At 73.8% G+C, this 18,583-nt stretch carries 12 protein-coding genes; 10 read left to right on the forward strand and 2 right to left on the reverse strand.

Annotated features, from left to right (window positions below; translation table 11 throughout):
* From ACFZDA_RS37230 to ACFZDA_RS37260, 7 genes are all read left to right on the forward strand, one after another.
* Positions 1–1,347 (forward strand): ABC transporter permease subunit, encoded by a 1,347-nt coding sequence (locus tag ACFZDA_RS37230; protein ID WP_391090210.1) that lies wholly within the window; start codon positions 1–3, stop codon positions 1,345–1,347.
* The gene (locus tag ACFZDA_RS37235; protein WP_391090212.1) at positions 1,344–2,204 is read left to right on the forward strand and encodes an ABC transporter permease subunit; all 861 of its coding nucleotides are present in this window, start codon (positions 1,344–1,346) and stop codon (positions 2,202–2,204) included. The genes ACFZDA_RS37230 and ACFZDA_RS37235 overlap by 4 nt, the downstream gene beginning before the upstream one ends.
* A gap of 142 nt (positions 2,205–2,346) precedes the next feature.
* Positions 2,347–4,608, forward strand: a complete 2,262-nt coding sequence (locus tag ACFZDA_RS37240) for a CDP-glycerol glycerophosphotransferase family protein (protein ID WP_391090214.1) — start codon at positions 2,347–2,349, stop codon at positions 4,606–4,608.
* 190 nt (positions 4,609–4,798) lie between these two features.
* Positions 4,799–6,997: a CDP-glycerol glycerophosphotransferase family protein gene (locus ACFZDA_RS37245; RefSeq protein ID WP_391090216.1), complete on the forward strand. Its 2,199-nt coding sequence runs from the start codon at positions 4,799–4,801 to the stop codon at positions 6,995–6,997.
* A gap of 8 nt (positions 6,998–7,005) precedes the next feature.
* Entirely contained in the window at positions 7,006–9,246 is a 2,241-nt protein-coding gene (locus tag ACFZDA_RS37250) for a CDP-glycerol glycerophosphotransferase family protein (RefSeq protein ID WP_391090218.1), read from the forward strand.
* Positions 9,243–11,120, forward strand: coding sequence for a hypothetical protein (locus ACFZDA_RS37255; protein WP_391090220.1), 1,878 nt, complete (start codon positions 9,243–9,245; stop codon positions 11,118–11,120). Before ACFZDA_RS37250 ends, ACFZDA_RS37255 begins: the two co-directional genes overlap by 4 nt.
* A gap of 73 nt (positions 11,121–11,193) precedes the next feature.
* Positions 11,194–12,753: a hypothetical protein gene (locus ACFZDA_RS37260; RefSeq protein ID WP_391090222.1), complete on the forward strand. Its 1,560-nt coding sequence runs from the start codon at positions 11,194–11,196 to the stop codon at positions 12,751–12,753.
* A 28-nt stretch (positions 12,754–12,781) separates the two neighbouring features.
* On the opposite strand, the gene ACFZDA_RS37265 is transcribed toward ACFZDA_RS37260, so the two are convergent.
* Positions 12,782–13,195 (reverse strand): Ohr family peroxiredoxin, encoded by a 414-nt coding sequence (locus ACFZDA_RS37265; RefSeq protein WP_391090224.1) that lies wholly within the window; start codon positions 13,193–13,195, stop codon positions 12,782–12,784.
* A gap of 125 nt (positions 13,196–13,320) precedes the next feature.
* Here ACFZDA_RS37265 and ACFZDA_RS37270 point away from each other — a divergent pair, with 125 nt between their 5' ends.
* Positions 13,321–13,809 carry a MarR family transcriptional regulator gene (locus ACFZDA_RS37270; protein WP_391090226.1) on the forward strand — a complete coding sequence of 163 codons (489 nt, stop codon included), beginning with the start codon at positions 13,321–13,323 and terminating at the stop codon, positions 13,807–13,809.
* Between the two features lie 451 nt (positions 13,810–14,260).
* On the opposite strand, the gene ACFZDA_RS37275 is transcribed toward ACFZDA_RS37270, so the two are convergent.
* On the reverse strand, positions 14,261–15,823 hold the full coding sequence (locus tag ACFZDA_RS37275) for a glycosyltransferase family 39 protein (protein ID WP_391090279.1): 1,563 nt from the start codon (positions 15,821–15,823) through the stop codon (positions 14,261–14,263).
* A gap of 94 nt (positions 15,824–15,917) precedes the next feature.
* Here ACFZDA_RS37275 and ACFZDA_RS37280 point away from each other — a divergent pair, with 94 nt between their 5' ends.
* Both ACFZDA_RS37280 and galE read left to right on the forward strand, forming a co-directional pair.
* The gene (locus tag ACFZDA_RS37280) at positions 15,918–17,534 is read left to right on the forward strand and encodes a glycosyltransferase (RefSeq protein WP_391090228.1); all 1,617 of its coding nucleotides are present in this window, start codon (positions 15,918–15,920) and stop codon (positions 17,532–17,534) included.
* Positions 17,535–17,600: 66 nt separating this feature from the next.
* The gene (gene galE, locus ACFZDA_RS37285; protein WP_391090230.1) at positions 17,601–18,581 is read left to right on the forward strand and encodes a UDP-glucose 4-epimerase GalE; all 981 of its coding nucleotides are present in this window, start codon (positions 17,601–17,603) and stop codon (positions 18,579–18,581) included.
* Positions 18,582–18,583 lie beyond the last annotated feature (2 nt).

Genomic DNA, 18,583 nt, shown 5'->3' on the forward strand with positions numbered 1-18,583 from the left:
ATGCCGTCGGCCACGGCGGCAGGGGGCGTCAAGCCCCCTGCCGCTCCCAAGTCGCGCAAGAGTGTGACCGGCACCCGCAGGGCCGTCGCGGCGTTGTTCCTGCTGCCCGCGCTCGTCCTGCTCGGCGCGCTCGTGGTGTACCCGATCGGGTACTCGGTGGTCCGAAGCTTCTACGACCAGTCCGGCGACGGCTTCGCCGGGATCGACAACTACAAGGCCCTCTTCACCGACGAGGGCATCCGCACCGCGCTGAAGAACAACGTCATCTGGGTGGTGTTCGCGCCGACGGTCGCGACGGCGCTCGGCCTGATCTTCGCGGTGCTGACCGAACGGGTGCGCTGGGGCACGGCCTTCAAGCTGGTCGTCTTCATGCCGATGGCGATCTCGATGCTGGCGGCGGGCATCATCTTCCGCCTGGTGTACGACCAGGACCCGGACAAGGGCGTCGCGAACGCGGTGTGGGTGGGCGTGCACGACACGTTCACCCAGGCGTCGGCGTTCCCCAAGGCCCACCCGGGCCGTCAGTCGCCGCTGGAGCCGGCGGGCGGGGGCGCGTTCATCACCACGTCGCCCGTGCGCGCGGGCGAGACCGTGTCACTGCCCCTGGTGGGTGTCGCGCCGGACCTGATGCCGGACGGCGCGAAGCCCGCCGTGGCGCCGAAGCCCGAGCCGGACAAGATCACCGGCACGACCTGGCAGGACTTCACACGGGGCAAGGGCGTCGGCAGGCTGAACGGCGTCGACGCGTCCGAACTGGGCTATGCCGGGATGCGCATCGAGGCCGTCAAGGACGGCAAGGTCGTGGCCTCCACCACGGCCGGCGACGACGGCACCTTCACCCTGCCGGCCTCGGCCGACGGGGCCCGGCTCCGGCTCCCGGACAGCAACTTCAAGGAGCCGTACAACGGCCTGGACTGGCTCGGCCCGTCGCTGGTCACCCCGGCCATCATCGGCTCGTACATCTGGATGTGGGCGGGCTTCGCGATGGTGCTGATCGCGGCCGGGCTCGCGGGCGTGCCGCGCGAACTGCTGGAGGCGGCCCGGGTCGACGGCGCGAGTGAGTGGCAGGTGTTCCGGCGGGTCACGGTGCCGCTGCTCGCGCCGGTCCTCGCGGTCGTCACCGTCACCCTGATGATCAACGTGCTGAAGGTCTTCGACCTGGTCTTCATCATCGCCCCCGGCTCCGCGCAGGACGACGCCAACGTCCTCGCACTGGAGCTGTACCGCAAGGGCTTCTCCGAGGACCAGCCGGGCATCGCCAGCGCCATCTCGGTGTTCCTGCTGCTGCTCGTGATCCCGGTGATGTGGTTCAACGTGCGTCGGCTGAGGCGGGAGGTGCGGCGATGAAGACGAAGCAGTCGCTGGGGTCCCGGCTGGCCGAGGGGGTCAGCGGTGGGCTGGTGCGGGTGTTCCTCATCGTCGTCGGCCTGTTCTGGCTGGTGCCGACGATCGGTCTGCTGCTGGCGAGTCTGCGTTCGCCGGAGGACATCGCGGCGAGCGGCTGGTGGAAGGTGTTCACCGAGCCGTCGCAGATCACTTTTGACAGCTACTCGAAACTGCTGCAGAACGAGGACATCACCGGCAGCCTGCTGAACACCGTGTGGATCACCGTCCCGGCGACGCTGCTGGTCGTGATCATCGGCGCGCTGGCGGGCTATGCCTTCGCCTGGATGGAGTTCCCGGGCCGGGACTGGTGGTTCCTGGGCGTGGTGGGCCTGTTGGTCGTGCCCGTGCAGGTCGCGCTGATCCCGATCGCCGAACTCTTCGGCAAGATCGGCATCTTCGGCTCGGTGCTCGGCGTGGTGCTGTTCCACGTCGGTTTCGGCCTGCCGTTCGCGGTGTTCCTGCTGCGGAACTTCTTCGCGGAGATCCCGAGGGAGCTGCTGGAGGCGGCGCGTCTGGACGGGGCGGGTGAACTGCGGTTGTTCTTCCGTGTCGTGATGCCGCTCGGCGCCCCGGCGATCGCCTCGCTCGGCATCTTCCAGTTCCTGTGGGTGTGGAACGACATGCTGGTGGCGCTGATCTTCTCGGACGCCGGCAGCCAGCCGATCACGGTCGCACTCCAGACGCAGGTACGGCAGTTCGGCAACAACATCGACGTGCTGGCACCCGGCGCGTTCATCTCCATGGTGGTCCCGCTGGCCGTCTTCTTCGCGTTCCAGCGGCAGTTCGTCTCCGGCGTGATGGCGGGAGCCGTCAAGTAGCGTTCATCGCAGGGCAGTTGGAGGGGCGGACCGGGCGCGGTCCGCCCCTCGTGCGTTCCCCCGGATGCCGTAGCCGCCGTAACCAACTCGCCCCACCGGCCGTTCCCGGGCCGAACGCCCGCGCCGACCGATGGATGGCCTCTTGCCCAGGTTCAGTGTCATTGTCCCCGCGTACCAGGTTCAGGCGTACCTGCACGAGTGCCTCGAATCGGTGCTCTCCCAGTCCTGTCCCGATCTGGAACTGATCGTCGTCGACGACTGCTCGCCGGACGCGTGCGGCGCGATCATCGACGAGTTCGCCGCCCGCGACGCGCGCGTCCTTCCCGTCCGTCTGCCCCAGAACGTCGGCCTGGGCCGCGCGAGAAACGCCGGCATGTCCCACGCGAGCGGCGACTACCTGCTGTTCCTCGACAGCGACGACACCCTCGCGCCAAACGCGCTGCGGTCGATCGCGGACCGGCTGAAGGAGACCGGCGAACCGGACGTCCTCGTCTTCGACTACGCGCGCACCTACTGGACGGGCGAGGCGGTCCGCAACCAGGCGGCCCTCCAGCTCACCGAGCAGGGCCCGGCCCCCTTCCGCCTGGAGGACCGGCCGGGCCTGCTGCGGCTGCTGATGGTCGCCTGGAACAAGGCCTACCGGCGGGAGTTCGTCGAGGAGCAGGGGTTCGCCTTCCCGCCCGGGTACTACGAGGACACGCCGTGGACGTACCCGGTGCTGATGACCGCGGAGTCGATCGCGACCCTGGACCGCGTCTGCGTGCACTACCGGCAGCGGCGGCAGGGCAGCATCCTGCGCACCACCAGCGAGCGGCACTTCGACGTGTTCGAGCAGTACGACCGGGTGTTCGCGTTTCTGGAGGAGCGGCCCGAACTGGCCCGGTGGCGGCCGGTGTTGTTCCGCCGCATGGTCCATCACCTGGCGATCGTGTACTCGCGCCGGGACCGGCTGCCCCCCGGCACGCACGCGGACTTCATGCGCCGGGCCCGCGCCCACTACCGCCGCTACCGCACCCCCGGTTTCCCCGTCCCGCTGCGCTGCCGGATCCACCACACCCTGATCCGCTTCGGCCTGCACCGCACCTACCGCACGCTCCAGCTGGCGTCGGCCGTGCACCGCCGTGTCGCGCGGACCACCGGGAAGCTGCTGAGCGAGGCGCGGTCCGCCGCGCTCGGGCTGCACTACCGCGTCCAGCGCTGTCTCCCGCTGCGCGCCGACCAGGCCGTCTTCGCCGCCTACGACGGACGCGGCCACTGCTGCGGCCCGGGCGCGCTGGAGTCCGCGTTCCGCGATCTCGCGCCGCACATCCGCACGGCCTGGATCGCCCGTCGCGAGCACCACCACACCATCCCGCCCGGCACGCGCCGCGTCGTCCCCGGCACCGCCGCCTACTGGACGGCGCTCGCCCGCTCCGCCTACCTCGTCAGCAACACCGACTTCGACCACCGCCTGGTCAAGCGCCGGGGCCAGACCCTGATCCAGACCGGGCAGGGCACCCCGCTGGGGCACATCGGCCTCGACCTCCAGGAGCGCCCGGCGGCGGCCCGGGGCAGGGACTTCGCACGGCTGCTCAAGGGCGTCGACCAGTGGGACTACCTGCTGTCCGCCAACCGCCACACCACCCTCACCCACGAGCGCGTCCACCCCGGCCGCTACACCACGCTGGAGTACGGCTCCCCGCGCAACGACGTGTTCCGCACGGCGACCGAAGCGGACGTGGCCCGGCTGCGCGCCTCGCTCGGCATCCCGGAGGGCACGGTGGCGATCCTCTACGCGCCGACCCGCCGCGACTACCGCCGCTCCCAGCGCCAGGCCCTCGACCTCCAGCGGATCGTGCGCCGCCTGGGCCCGCGCTTCATGGTGCTGGCCCGCGCCCACCACGCCTACGACGCCCCGCTGGCCGCCACCTGCGGCCGGGTCGTCGACGTCAGCGACCACCCCAGCGTCCAGTCGCTGTGCCTGGCCTCGGACGCCCTGGTCACGGACTACTCGTCGCTGATGTTCGACTACGCCAACCTGGACCGGCCGATCGTGATCCACGCCGACGACTGGGAGGCGTACGACGCTGCCCGCGGCACCTACTTCGACCTGCGTTCCGTCCCGCCGGGCGCGGTCGCGCGCGGCGAGGACGAGCTGATCGACATCTTCGCCACCGGCCACTGGCGCGGCTCCCGGTCGGCCCAGCTCCGCTCGGCGTTCCGGGAGCGGTTCTGCACGTACGACGACGGCCGGGCCGCCGAGCGGGTCGTGCGCCGGGTCGTCCTCGGGGAGTCGGACCTGCCGCCGGTCGTGCCGCTCGACGAGCGCCGGCCGGTGCCGTCGGCGGCGGCCTCGCTGGTGCGCGAGCCGCTCGCCACGGTGCCGCAGCCGGCCGGTCCGCCCGTCGTCACCGACGTCCTCTGAGCCCGGTTCTCACGCGTGGGAGTCCGCATGCCCTCCAGCCCGTCGCGGCCCACCCCGAGCCGGCCGCCCTCCTGGCGCCCGTCGGGGAGGCCGGGACGCCGTGGCCGCGTCGTCCGACGCGGCCGTTCGCTTCCGTAGCCCTCGCGCCTCGCCCCCTGGCAGAGCCGCGGCCCTCGACAGAAAGAGCAGAATGCCCCGCTTCAGCATCGTCGTCCCGTCCCATGGGGTCGCGGGCCGGCTGTCCCAGGCACTGGACTCGGTCCTCGCCCAGTCGTTCGGCGACTTCGAGCTGATCCCGGTGTGCGACGCGCCCGACTCACTCGCGGCGGACGTCGTCGCCGGGTACGCCGAGCGGGACTCCCGGGTGACGCCGGTGCACTCGCCGCCGTCGGCCGGTCTGGCCGGGGCGCGCAACACCGGGCTGCGGTCGGCGGTCGGCGGCCATGTGCTGTTCCTCGACGGGGACGACGTCCTGCTCCCGGGGGCGCTGGCGGCGCTGGACGCCCGGCTGGGCGCCGTCGGCGACGTCGACGTCCTGTACTTCGAGCACGAGCGCACCCCCTGGTGGGAGGGCGAGCCGGCCAACCCGGCCGCGCCCCTGCTGGCCGGGACACCGGACGGGCCCTTCTCCCCCGGCCGGGCCCCGCGGCTGACGGGCGTGGCACTGCCGGCGTGGAGCGCGGCCTACCGCCGGGCCTTCCTCACCGAGCAGCACCTCGCCTTCCCCGGGGACCACTTCACCGACACCGGGTTCGGCGGTCTGGTCACCCTCCGGGCGGAGCGGGTGGCGGCCCTGCGCGCGGTCGTCGTCCGGCATCTGCTGCGCCGGCAGGGCAACCGCCTCAACCTGCCCGGAGAGCACCACACCGAGCTGCTCGACCAGACCGAAATGGTGCTGACGCGGGCCGCGGAACAGGGGCTGCCCGCGGACCGGCTGGGGCCGCTGTTCGAGCAGCTCTTCGCCGCCGTGCTGAAGACGGCCGCCCATCCCCGGCGGCTGCCGGCCGGGCGGCGTGCCTTCTTCCGCCGGGCGGGCGCGCTCTACCGGCGGCACCGCCCCGCGGGCTACCAGGCGCCCGGCGGCAGCCTCGGTGTCCAGCACCGGCTGCTGGCGGCCGGATCGTACGCCGCGTTCCGCACCCTGCGCGCCGCCAACCGAAGGGCCGCGGGAGCCGCCGCGCTGCTCCCGCGCCCGAGGGGGCTGCGCACCCGCCTGCGGTACGCGGCGGCCCTGCGGCTGCCCCTCGACGAGAACCTCGTCGTGTACTGCGCGTACTGGGGCCGCGGCTACGCCTGCAACCCGGCCGCGATCCACGCCAAGGCCCGCGAACTCGCACCGCACCTGCGCTCGGTGTTCCTGGTGGAGCCGGAGGCGGTGGGCGCCGTGCCGCCGGACGTGGAGTACGCGGTGATCGGCAGCCGGAAGTACTGGCAGGTGCTGGCCCGCGCCAAGTACCTCGTCAACAACGCCAACTTCGCGGACGCCGTCGTCAAGCGCCCCGGCAGCGTGCACCTGCAGACCCAGCACGGCACACCGCTGAAGAAGATGGGCGCCGACCAGGCGACCTACCCCGTCGTGGCCGCGGCGACCGGGAGCTTCGCCAAGCTGCTGGCCCGCATCGACCGCTGGGACTACAACCTCACCTCCAACCGGCACTCCACCGAGATGTGGGAGAAGGCGTTCCCCGGCGCGCACGAGACCCTGGAGTACGGCTATCCGCGCAACGACGTCTACTGCACGGCGTCCGCCGAGGACGTCGCCCGCGTCCGCAAGGAGCTGGGCGTCCCGGACGGCAAGAAGGCCCTGCTCTACGCGCCCACCCACCGCGACTACGCCACCGGCTTCGCCTCGGGCCTGGACCTGGCGGAGTTCTGCGAGGCGATCGGCGACGACTACGTCGTCCTGCTGCGCGCCCACTACTTCTACGACCAGGGGGCGAGCCGGGGCGGCGGCCGGATCATCGACGTCACCGGGCACCGCTCCTCGGAGGACGTGTGCCTGGCCGCCGACGCGCTGATCACCGACTACTCGTCGATCATGTTCGACTACGCCAACCTGGACCGGCCGATGGTCGTGTACGCCGACGACTGGGAGGTCTACCGGGAGCTGAGGGGCGTCTACTTCGACCTGATGCAGGTCCCGCCCGGCCGGGTCGCCCGCACGCCCGAGGAACTGGCGGCCCTCTTCCACGACGGCACCTGGGCGGACGAGACCGCCACGGCCCTGCGCGCCGCGTTCCGGGAGCGCTTCTGCCAGTTCGACGACGGCCGGGCCGCCGAGCGCGTCGTACGCCGGGTGCTGCTGGGTCAGCCGCCCGAGTCGATCCCGCCCGTGATCCCGCTCGCGGAGCGCGTCCCGGCCCCCGCCGCCACCCTCGTGAGGAGCTGACCGAAGAAGTGCCCCGCTTCAGCATCATCGTCCCCGTCTACAAGGTGCAGGGGTTCCTGCGCGAGTGTCTCGACTCGGTGCTCGGCCAGTCGTACGGCGACTTCGAGGTGATCGCCGTGGACGACCGCTCGCCGGACGGCAGCGGTGCGATCCTCGACGAGTACGCGGTCCGCGACGCCCGGGTGCGGGTACTGCACCTGCCCGAGAACGTGGGACTCGGCCGGGCCCGCAACGCCGGTCTGGAGCAGGCGGCCGGCGACTACGTCCTCTTCCTCGACAGCGACGACCACTACACGCCGGGCCTGCTGGCGGCCGTCGCCGCGCGCCTGGATGCGACCGGCGAGCCGGACATCCTGGTCTTCGACCACGTGCGCACCCACTGGTGGGGCCGGGGCGGGCGCAGCGAGGCGGCGGACCTGCTGGCCGCGGCGGGCACGGACACCTTCAGTATCCGGGACAGCCCGCAGTACCTGAACCTGTTCCTGGTCGCCTGGAACAAGGCGTACCGCCGGTCCTTCTTCCAGGAGCAGGGCCTGCGGTACGCGCCGGGGCTGTACGAGGACGCGCCGGTCACCTACCGGTCGATGGTGCTGGCGGACCGCGTCGCCTGCCTGGACCGGATCGGGGTGGAGTACCGGCAGCGCCGGCAGGGCGCGATCACCAAGACGCCGGGGCGCCGCCACTTCGAGATCTTCCCGCAGTACGAGGGCCTGTTCGCGTTCCTGGAGCAGCGCCCCGACCTCGACTGGGCCCGGCCGCCGCTGCTGGAGCGGGCCCTGGACCACATGCTGTTCGTGCTGTCCCGGGAGGACCGGGTGCGGCCCGCGGACCGGGGCGACTTCTACCGTGAGATCCGCTCCTTCCACCGCCGTCACCTCCCCGCGGGCGGCTTCCCGGAGCCGGAGGGCTGGCGCGGGGTCGAGATGCGGCTGGTGGCGTCGGCGCCCTACGCCTCGTACGCGGCGGTGCGGGGACTGCGGGACGTGCGCGCGGCCGTCCTGGGCGGGCGGCGCCGGCTGGCGCTGAAGGCGTCGGAGACCGCCGTGCGCACCTGGTACCGGGCCCAGTCGAAGCGGCCCCTCGACCCGCATCTCGCCGTCTACTCGGCGACCCACCACCGGGGCGTGTCCGGTGACCCGGCCGCGATCCACGCCAAGGCGCGCGAGCTCGCCCCGCACATCCGGGGTGTGTGGGTGGTCCGGGAGGACGCGGTGGACGCGCTGCCGCCCGGCATCGACCATGTGACGCCGGGCTCGCGGCGCTACCACGAGGTCATGGCGCGGGCCACGTACTGGGTGAACAACGTCAACTGGCCCGGCACCCTGGCCAAGCGGCCCGGCAGTGTCCACATCCACACCCACCAGGGCACCCCGCTCAAGTACATGGGCGCCGACCTGCTGACCAAGCCGGGCGCCCGGCACGGCTTCGACGTGCCGCAGATGCTGCGCCGCGCCGACCGCTGGGACTACAGCCTGGTCGCGGGGCGGCACGCGGAGCGGGCCTGGGAGCGGGCGTACCCGTGCCACTTCACCTCACTGCGGACCGGCAGCCCGCGCAACGACGTGCTGGTCGGCGCCGGCCCGGAGCGGGGCCGTGCCGTGCGCGAGCGGCTCGGCATCCCCGCCGGCCACACGGTCGTGCTGTACGCGCCGACCCGCCGCGACTACCGGCGGGGCGGGCACGTGGACCGGTTCGACCTGGCCCGGTTCGCCGCGGACCTCGGCCCCGGCCACACCCTCGTCGTCCGCCTGCACCCGTCGCTGGCCCAGGGCGTGGCGCGCGGCCTGGGCCTGGCCGACCTGCACCGGCGGGGGGTGGTGGTGGACGCGACCGACGAGCCGCACGTCGAGGACGTGCTGCTCGCCTCCGACGTGCTGGTCACCGATTACTCCGCCCTGATGTTCGACTATGTCCTCCTGGACCGGCCGGTCGTGGTGCACGCCGACGACTGGGGCGCGTTCACGGCGAGCCGGGGCGCCTACTTCGACGTGACGGCCGACGCGCCGGGGCACGTCTCCCGCTCGTACCGGGAGCTGGCGTGGCTGTTCGCGTCCGGCACCTGGCGGGACGCGGAGTCGGCGCGGCTGCGGGCGGGCTTCCGGGACCGGTACTGCGAGTTCGAGGACGGACAGGCCGCCGAACGGGTCGTACGCCTGCTGATGCTGGGCGAGCAGGGCGGTGCGCTGCTGCCCGCGGCCCGCCGCGCGCCCGGGCTGCCTGCCCGGTCCGGGGTGCTGATCGAGCGATGACGACTCCCGCCACCCCCGAGGCCGTTCCCTCCCTGCCCGGTCAGCGGGCCTCCTCTGCCCGGCCGCCCGCCGTCGCCGAGCGGCTGCGTCCGGTGCGCTGGTGGCACGCGGCCCTGGTCGCCGTACCGACAGCGGCCCTGTTCGTGCTGGGCTACCGGCGGCGCTGGATCTGCGACGACGGGCTGATCTACCTGCGCCCGGTCCGGCAGATCCTGGCGGGCCACGGGCCGGTGTTCAACGTCGGGGAACGGGCGGAGAGTTCGACCGGCACCCTGTGGCAGTGGCTGCTCGCGCTCGCCACCTGGGTCACCGGCGAGGACCCGGCGTTCCTCGCGGTCGGGCTCGGGCTGCTGCTGAGCACGGCCGGGTTCGGGCTCGCCCTGTACGCCACGGGCCGGCTGCACCGGGGCGCGGGGCTGCTGCTCCCGGCGGGTGTGTTCGTGCTGCTGGCCGTGCCGCCGTTCTGGTCGTACATGACCTCGGGCCTGGAGAGCGGCCTCGGCACCTTCTGGACCGGCCTGTCGTGGTGGCTGCTGACGGGCACCCGGCGCGGTCGGCGGCCCCGGGTGACGTACGCCGCCGCGTTCGTGTTCGGGCTGGGGCCGCTGGTCCGGCCCGATCTCGCGGTGGTCACGGTGTGCTTCCTGGCGGCGCAGTGGTGGGTGCTGCGCCCGTCGCGGCGGGGCACCGCGGCGCTGGCGGCCTCGGCGGTGGCGCTGCCGCTGGCGTACGAGGTGTTCCGAGCGGGGTACTACGGGGTCCTGGTGCCGCTGCCCGCCATCGCCAAGGAGGCGAGCGCCAGCGACTGGGGCCGGGGCGCCGGCTATGTGCAGGAGACGCTCGGGCCCTACTGGCTGTGGCCCGTCGTGCCCGTGCTCGCCGCGCTGGCCGCCCTCCTCGTGCGGCGCACCGGACGGCAACGGCGGGACCGCGCCCCGGGGCGGGCCTCGCTCGCGGTGCTGGCGGCGCCGCTCGCGGCGGGTGCGCTGCTCGCCGGGTACGTCGTCCGGGTCGGCGGTGACTACATGCACGCCCGCATGATCCTGCCCGCGCTCCTGCTGCTGCTCCTGCCGGTGCTGGTGGTGCCCGCGACCCGGTTCACGGGGGTCGCGAGCGCGCTGCTGGTGGTGTGGCTGTGCGCGGCCGTCAGCCCGCTGCGGACGCCGTTCGACGTGCGCAGCACGCCCGGCTCGTTCAACGTGCGCAGCTCCGACGTGGAGGGCCTCGGCGACCACAACCCGGTGCGCACCGCCACCTGGGTGGCCAACTGGCCGGCCCTGCCGGAGGGGCGCGGCATGCTGGCGCGGGCCGCGTGGGCGCCCCGGCCGACCCTGCTGTACTTCGACGCCGCGCGCCGGCTGCATGCCACGCCGATGCGCGAGGACTCCCCGTACCACGTGGTGATCGTGGGACGTCATCTCGGCGTCACGGGAGCCGCGGCGCCGCTCGACGCCTATGTCAACGACGCCTGGGGCCTGGCCAGTCCCGTCGGCGCGCATCTCGCGCTGGAGCGGTGGAGCTGGCCCGGGCACGAGAAGTTCCTGCGCAACTACTGGGTCTTCGCGGAGTGGGCGGTGGACCACCCCCCCGAGCGCGATCTGCTGCGGGCCGGGGCCCCGAGGGATGTGGTCGAGGCGGCCCGGGCCGCGCTGGGCTGCGGCGAGCTGGCCGAACTCAAGGCGTCGGTGCGCGCGCCGCTCACCGCCGAGCGGTTCTGGCGGAACCTCACGGGGGCCGCCGAGCGGACGCGGTTCCGGTTCGCTCGCTGGCCGGCCGCGGCGGAGCGGGCGCTGTGCGACCGACCTCGGCAGGCGGGTGGATCGGCAGCTGGGTGGATCGGCAGGTGGGTGCAGTCGCCTCACCCGATGAAGTGACCCGGGGTCAGGCCTGGGGCCGCGGCGGGAACATTCGGCGCATGCCCCAGTCCCTCCCCCTTCCCACCGTCCGGTGAGCGCCCAGGTCCTCGTCCGGCGGACCCTGCGCGGCGCGACGGCGCTGCGCGGCGGCCGCTTGGGGTGCCCGACCCCGTACCAGTTGTTCGGCGCCCTGTTCTGGCTGGTGATGACGCTGGCGTACTGGCGGGTCCCGCTGTGCTGCGACGCCGGACAGCACGCGGCGGTCGTCGAGCGTCTCAAGGCCGATCTGCTGCACCCGGCCCACACCATGGCCGACCTGCCGGGCGACGGCAGCCCGTACTACGGGCCGTACGCCGTCGCCCAGGGCGTCCTGGCGCGGCTGACGGGGCTGTCGGGCTGGGCGGTCGTGAAGCTCGCCGGGCCGGTGCACCTGCTGGTGCTGCTGACGGGGATCGGCCGTTTCGTCCGGGCCCTCACCCCGCGCCCGTGGGCGCCGGTCCTGGCGCTGCTGTTCATGACGCTGCTGTGGGGCACCGCGCGGATCCTGTGGAGCGGCTACCTGGGGCTGATGTCGATGACGGTGAACCTGGGCTATCCGTCGGCGCTCGCGATCGGGCTGACGTTCTGGGCGTGGGCCTGGACCTGCGAGCGCGCGCGGGAGGACGCCCCGTCCGTGCGGTTCGTCGGCCCGAGCGGGCTCGGCGGCTGGTGGGGGTACGCCGGGATCGGCGCCCTGTACGGGCTGATCCTGCTCACCCATCCGGTCACGGCGGCCTCGGCGCTCACCGGGGCGGTGGCGATCGTGGCGTCACGGCAGCGGGGGTGGCGCCGGCCGGTCGTGGCGCGCTGGGCGCTCACCGGCGGGGCCTGCGCGGCGGTCGCCGTGGCGTGGCCGTACTACGACGTCCTGACGCTGGTGGGCGACACCGGCATGGACGCGATGCACCGGCGGCTGTACGAGGGGATGCTCGCCAACTCCTGGCTGGCGCTGCTCGGCCTGCCCGCGCTGTGGGTGCGGGCCCGGGGGCCGGTGCGGGACCCGCTGGTGCTGATGTTCCTGCTGGAGGGCCTGGTGGTGGCGTACGGCTGGGTGAGCGGGCACTACACGTACGCCAGGGCCCTGTGGGCCGTGCTGGTGCCGTTGCAGTTCGCGCTGGCGGTGGAGCTGGCCGCGCCCCGGCCCTGGCGGTGGGCCAGGCGGGTGCTGGGCGGGGCGGCGGCGGCCGGGGTGTGCGTCGGGTTCGTCACCGTGCACGCCGGGGCGGTCGTGCCGCGCTCGGTCGACCCGGTGGGGTTCACCCAGCCGACGCGCTGGCCGTCGTACGACTGGGCGGCGCGGCACATCGGCCCGGGCGAGGTGGTGATCACCGACGGGTATCTGGCCGCTCACTCCATCGCCGGGTACGGGCCGAACCTGGCCGCGCCCATCTGGCCCGACCCCGCCCTCGACGAACGGGAGCGGCGGCGCCGGGCGGCTGACGTGCGCGCCTACCTGGCCGACGACTCGACCCGCGCCGAGCGGGCCGCCGTCGTCCGCCGCTATCACGTGCGCTGGCTGCTGCTGACGCGCTGGCACCCGGTGCCCGAGGAGGCCGTGGTGGTGGCGTGGAGCAGACGGACGGGGGAGGTGCTGGCGCGGGTCGGGGGGTGACGGCGCTTGACGGCGCTTACTCGATTACTTATTCGATGACGAGGTCGACGTCGATGTTGCCGCGGGTGGCGTTGGAGTACGGGCAGACCTGGTGGGCCTGCTCGACCAGCTTGCGGCCGGTCGTCTCGTCGACGCTGTCGGGGAGCTCCACGCGGAGGGTGACGGCGAGCCCGAAGCCCTCGCCCTGCTTGCCTATGGAGACCTCGGCGGTCACGGCGGCGTCGCTGACGTCGACCTTGGCCTGGCGGCCGACGAGGCCGAGGGCGCTGCCGAAGCAGGCGGCGTACCCGGCGGCGAAGAGCTGCTCGGGGTTGGTGCCCTGGCCGTTGCCGCCCATCGCCTGGGGCATGCCCAGCGCGAGGTCCAGCACGCCGTCGGAGCTGACGGCGCGGCCCTCGCGGCCGTGGGTGGCGGTGGCGACAGCGGTGTAGAGCGCGTCCATGGAAATCCTTCCCTCTCACACGTCAACGTTCGGCGGCCCGCTTCCGGGCCGCCCGACACCTCAGAATTAGAGCACACAATTAAGTTGTGCGCAATTGAATGGCGGGCACGAGCTACTCTGGAAGCATGAACACGCCCGACGACGACTGGCTCCGCCTGGACCAGCAGATCTGCTTCTCCCTGCACGCGGCCTCCCGCGCCTTCAACGGCGTCTACCGCGGGATCCTCAAGGACCTCGGGCTCACGTACCCGCAGTACCTGGTGATGCTGGTGCTGTGGGAGCACGGGGAACTGCCCGTGAAGAAGCTCGGGGAGCACCTGCGCCTGGACTCCGGCACGCTGTCGCCGCTGCTGAAGCGGCTGGAGGCGGCGGGGCTCGTGCGCCGGGAGCGCAGTGCGCGTGACGAGCGGTCGGTGGAGGTGCGGCTGACCGAGGAGGGCACGGCGCTGCGGCGGCGGGCGCTTCAGGTGCCGCGCCGGATCGCCGCCTCGACGGGCTTCGGCCCGGACGAGATCCGCGCCCTGCGCGCCCGCGTCGACGAACTCACCATGGCCCTGGACGCGGCGGCGCCGGCGGAGCCGCAGGGTGGTTCACCCGGAGACGAGCGGGCGTAGCGGACCCGGGCGGGTCGTCGGTGCACGCGCCGGGTTGCCGATCGGCGATCCCGCGCCGACGCCGGCGGATGGTCCGTGGCGGTCGGTCGGTACGTCGGCGGGCGCCACGTCCGCCGACCGCGCATCGGCGGGCGCGCCGCCGGCACCTCGGCGGACGCGACTCCCCAACACCTCGGCCGACGACTCATCGGCGACCACCGACACCGACGGGCGGTGCGCCGACGGGCGGTGCGCCAGCGGCCCGGTGTGCCGGCAGGCGCGGCCCCGGCAGGTCAGTGTGCCGGCAGGGGCGTTCCGGATGGAGGCGGAGGATCACCCCGTCCTGGGCGGGGTGATCACGCGCCGACACCGGCGGATCGGCCGTGGCGGCCCTACGTCGGCGGGCCGCGCATCGGCGGGCGCGACGCCGACACCTCGGCGGACGCGACTCCCCGACACCTCGGCCGACGGCTCATCGGCGGCCACCGACACCGGCAGGCGCGGCCCCGGCGGTCAGAGTGCCGGCCGGGGTCTTCCGGACATGGAGGCGCAGGATCACCCCGTTCCGGGCGTGTTGCTCCCGGACGGTGAACTGCTCCGCCAGGACGGCCAGTTTCGTGCGCTCGGCCGGATCGCGCGGGGACCAGCGCGGGTCCAGCGCGTACGCCTCGGCGACGGTCCAGACGCGGTCCACCGAGGCCAGCCGGTGCCGCAGCTGCGCGGGGCTCGCCTCACGGCCCCAGAGCGTCCCGGACCGGGGCGCCGACTCCCGCAGCGCGATGTCCCGGACCCGCCGGAACCCCTTCGGGTAGGCCAGCGCGGCGAGCCTCCCGACCGACGGCACGAACAGCACCGGGTCGCCGGGGCGCATCTGGCGGCGGGCGAGCGCCGAGACGACGGCGAGGTTGTCCGGGCGGTGGGCGGCGGACCGGTCCTGGCGGTGGACGGGGAACTGGTGGACGAAGGTGGCGGTGAGGGCGAGGACGCCGGTGACGCCCAGCAGGGCCCGGACCTGACGGCCGCCGACCCGTACCCGCCGCCCGTCGAACCGCAGCCGCCCCAGCACTCCGGCCACCCGCCCGGCCCCGGCCGCCACCAGCAGGGACGCCCCCGCCAGGGAGTAGAGCACGTACCGGTCGTGGAACAGCGGCCGCGCCTGCGACACGGTCATCAGGATCCCCGGCGGCACGAGCAGCAGCGGGAGCGCGACCGCCGCCAGGCGCCGCGTCCGGAGCCCGAGGGCCATCAGCGCCAGCGCCCCCCAGAGGGCCATCCCGTCCGGCCCGGGAGAGAAGTGCCGCACCAGCCTCCCGGCGCTGTCCCAGCCGGGCGTCACCAGCCACGCCACCTGCCCGGACTGCCCCTGCGACACCCACACCAGCGGCAGCAGGACCAGTACCACCACCCCGGCCGCACGGCCCCACCCCGACCACACCGCCCTCGGCACCCGCAGCAGCGCCAGCGTCAGCGCGTGCGCGCAGAGCACCAGCACCGCCAGCTCGTGCAGCAGACAGGTCGGGGCGAGGACGGCCCCGTACGGCCACCAGGCCCGGGCCGTCGCCGCCTCCGCCGCCCTGAGCAGCAGCAGCGTCGCCCCCGCCACACCCGCCGCGACGAGCGCGTAAGACCGACCCTCCTGGGCGTAGTGGCCGGTCATCGGCGTGATCGCGTAGAGCAGCCCGGCCCCCAGACCGACCCACGGCCCGGCCAGCCGGACGCCCAGGGCCGCGACCAGGCCGGCGGTCGCCACCGCCGCGCACACCGACGGCAGCCGCAGGACGACCTCGCCCGGATGGACGGTGAGGACGGCGTGCATGAACAGGTAGTACAGGCCGTGCACCGCGTCCACGTCGTGCAGCAGCCGCCAGATCTGCGGCACCGTGCGCTGCGCGACCTGGAAGGTGACGCTCTCGTCACCCCACATGCCACCGCGGTCCAGGCCCCACAGCCCGATCGCGAGCATCACCGCCATGGGAACCGCCACGGGCACCACGCCCGCGGCGAACCGGCCGCTCCCTGTCGACTGTCCGCTCATCACGGCCCGATTCTGTGTCGCTGCGCAGGCATTGGTGACACTTGATGGTGTGTTACCACTTTCACGTCATTCGCCCGGCTTACGATCCGCCGTAATGAATGCCGTACAGAATTCCGAAGGGCCGCTCCCCCCGGTCGCCGTCGTGGTCATCGGCTACGACGACGCCGCCCATGTGACGGACGCCGTGCGCTCGGCGCTCGCCCAGGGCCCGGCCGTGCGCGAGGTCGTGGCCGTCGACGACTGCTCGGCGGACGGCAGCGCCGACCTGCTCGGCCGGCTCGCCGCGTCGGAGCCCCGGCTGAAGGTCATCCGCCGCCGGGCCAACAGCGGCGGCTGCGGCACCCCGCGCAACACCGGCCTGGACGCGGTGACATCGCCGTACGTGATGTTCCTGGACAGCGACGACGTCCTGCCGCCCGGCGCGGTCGACGCGCTGCTCGGCGCGGCGACGGGCGCGCACGCGGAGGTCGCGAGCGGCCTGTGCGTACGCCGGGAGCTGCCGTCGGGGCGCGACGTGCCCTGGCAGCCACGCCTGTACGCGCGGCACGCCGTGGTGCCGCGCCCGGCGCAGCGCCCGCTCCTGGTCCACGACACGCTGTGCGTCAACAAGCTCTACCGCACCGGCTTTCTGCGCGAGCACGGCATCCGCTTCCCCGAGGGCCGCTTCCCCTACGAGGACGTCGTCTTCACCGCGCGCGTGCTGGCCGCGACCCCGCGCATCGCCCTGGTCCCGGACCGGGTGTACGTCTGGCACGTGCGCCGGTCCGCCGAGCGGCTGTCGATCTCGCTGGACCGGGCCGGCGTCGAGAACTGGCGGGCCCGTGTCGAGGCGTGCCGGCAGGCGTACGAGGTCCTGCTGGGCGCCGGGCAGAAGGAACTCGCGCGGGTCGCGCGCGCCAAGTTCCTCGACCACGACCTGCGGATGTACGTGCGGGAACTGGGGTTGCGCGACGCCGCCTACCGGCGTGCGTGGTGGGAGCTCACGCGGGCGCACCTCGCGGAGTACGACGCGGACGACTGGGCCCGCAACCCGGCCGCTCCCGGCCGGCTGGTGGGGCGGGTCGTCCTGGCCTCCCCGGAGCCGCGCGACCTTCCCCGGCTGCGGGAGCTGGCGGCCCGCCCGGCCCGGCTGTACCCGCCGTACGCCAGGGCCGCGGACGGCACGCCCGTCTGGTCACAGGACCTCCCGAGGGTCTCCCTGGAGCCCCTGCTCACCCGGCCCGTGCATGTGCTGCCCCTCGCGGTCGACGCGGAACTGCGGCCACGCGCGCGGGGCGCCCGGATCCGGCTGCGCCTGCACGAGCTGTACGGCCGTGTGGCGCGGGCGGGCCCGGAGGCGGTGGAGGTGGAGTGGCGGCACCGGGACGACGGGGACCGGGCGGTCCGCCGTACGAGCGCGCTGGTGCCGACGGCCGGCACCTGGTCGGCGGAGACGACGTTGGACCTCGCCGCGCTGGCCGCGCCCGGCGTGGGCACCTGGGACCTGCGCCTTCGGATCCGCTTCCGCGACGGCGTGAGCCGCGACGTCACTGCGCACGCTCTCACGGGCGCCGGTCTGCTGCGCCGCAGCGCCGTCCCGAGCGCCCGGCACGGCGTGGTACTCGTACAGCCGTACGCCACCCACTCGGGCGCGCTGGCGCTGCGCGTGGCACCCGGCGTACGCGGTGTGCTGTCCGTCGCACGCGGCAGGCTGCGCCGCCTGCTTCACTGAGAGCAGAACGACGATGCCGTACGGAACACCACCACCACGGGCCACCTGACGAGGAGACAGCCGCACATGACCTGGTTGATCACCGGCGGCGCCGGCTACATCGGAGCGCACGTCGTACGGGCGATGACCGCGGCGGGCGAACAGGCGGTGGTGTACGACGACCTGTCCACCGGCATCGCCGAGCGCGTGCCCGCCGGGGTGCCGCTGGTGACGGGCTCGACGCTGGACGGCGAGCGGCTCGCGCGCGCCCTCGCGGACCACTCGGTCACCGGCGTCGTCCACCTCGCGGCGAAGAAACAGGTGGGCGAGTCGGTCGAGCAGCCGCTGCGCTACTACCGGGAGAACGTCGAGGGCCTGCGGGTCCTGCTGGACGCCGTGACGGCGGCGCGGGTGCCGTCCTTCGTCTTCTCCTCCTCGGCGGCGGTGTACGGCATGCCGGACGTGGACCTGGTCACGGAGGAGACGCCCTGCGTGCCCATGTCGCCGTACGGCGAGACGAAGCTGGCCGGTGAGTGGCTGGTGCGTGCGACGGGCCGGGCGACCGGGCTGTCGACCGCGTCCCTGCGCTACTTCAACGTGGCCGGCGCGGCGAGCCCGGAGCTCGCGGACACCGGCGTGTTCAACCTCGTCCCGATGGTCTTCGAGAGGCTCACCCAGGACGTGCCGCCGCGCGTCTTCGGCGACGACTACCCGACCCCGGACGGCACCTGTGTACGCGACTACATCCACGTCGTCGACCTGGCCGAGGCCCATGTCGCCGCGGCCCGGGTGCTGCGCTCCTCCCCCGGCCGCGACCTCACGCTCAACATCGGCCGGGGCGAGGGCGTCTCCGTCCTCGAGATGATCGACCGCATCAACGCGGTGACCGGCTACGACCGGCCGCCCACGGTCACGCCCCGCCGCCCGGGCGACCCGGCCCGTGTCGTCGCCTCGGCCGACCGCGCCGCCGCGGAGCTGGGCTGGAAGGCCCGGCACGACGTCCAGGACATGATCACGTCGGCGTGGCAGGGCTGGGTGCGGCTGCATCCGGAGGCGGCGCGGGGCTGATC

The organism is Streptomyces sp. NPDC007991 (assembly GCF_042958445.1).
Taxonomy (GTDB): domain Bacteria; phylum Actinomycetota; class Actinomycetes; order Streptomycetales; family Streptomycetaceae; genus Streptomyces.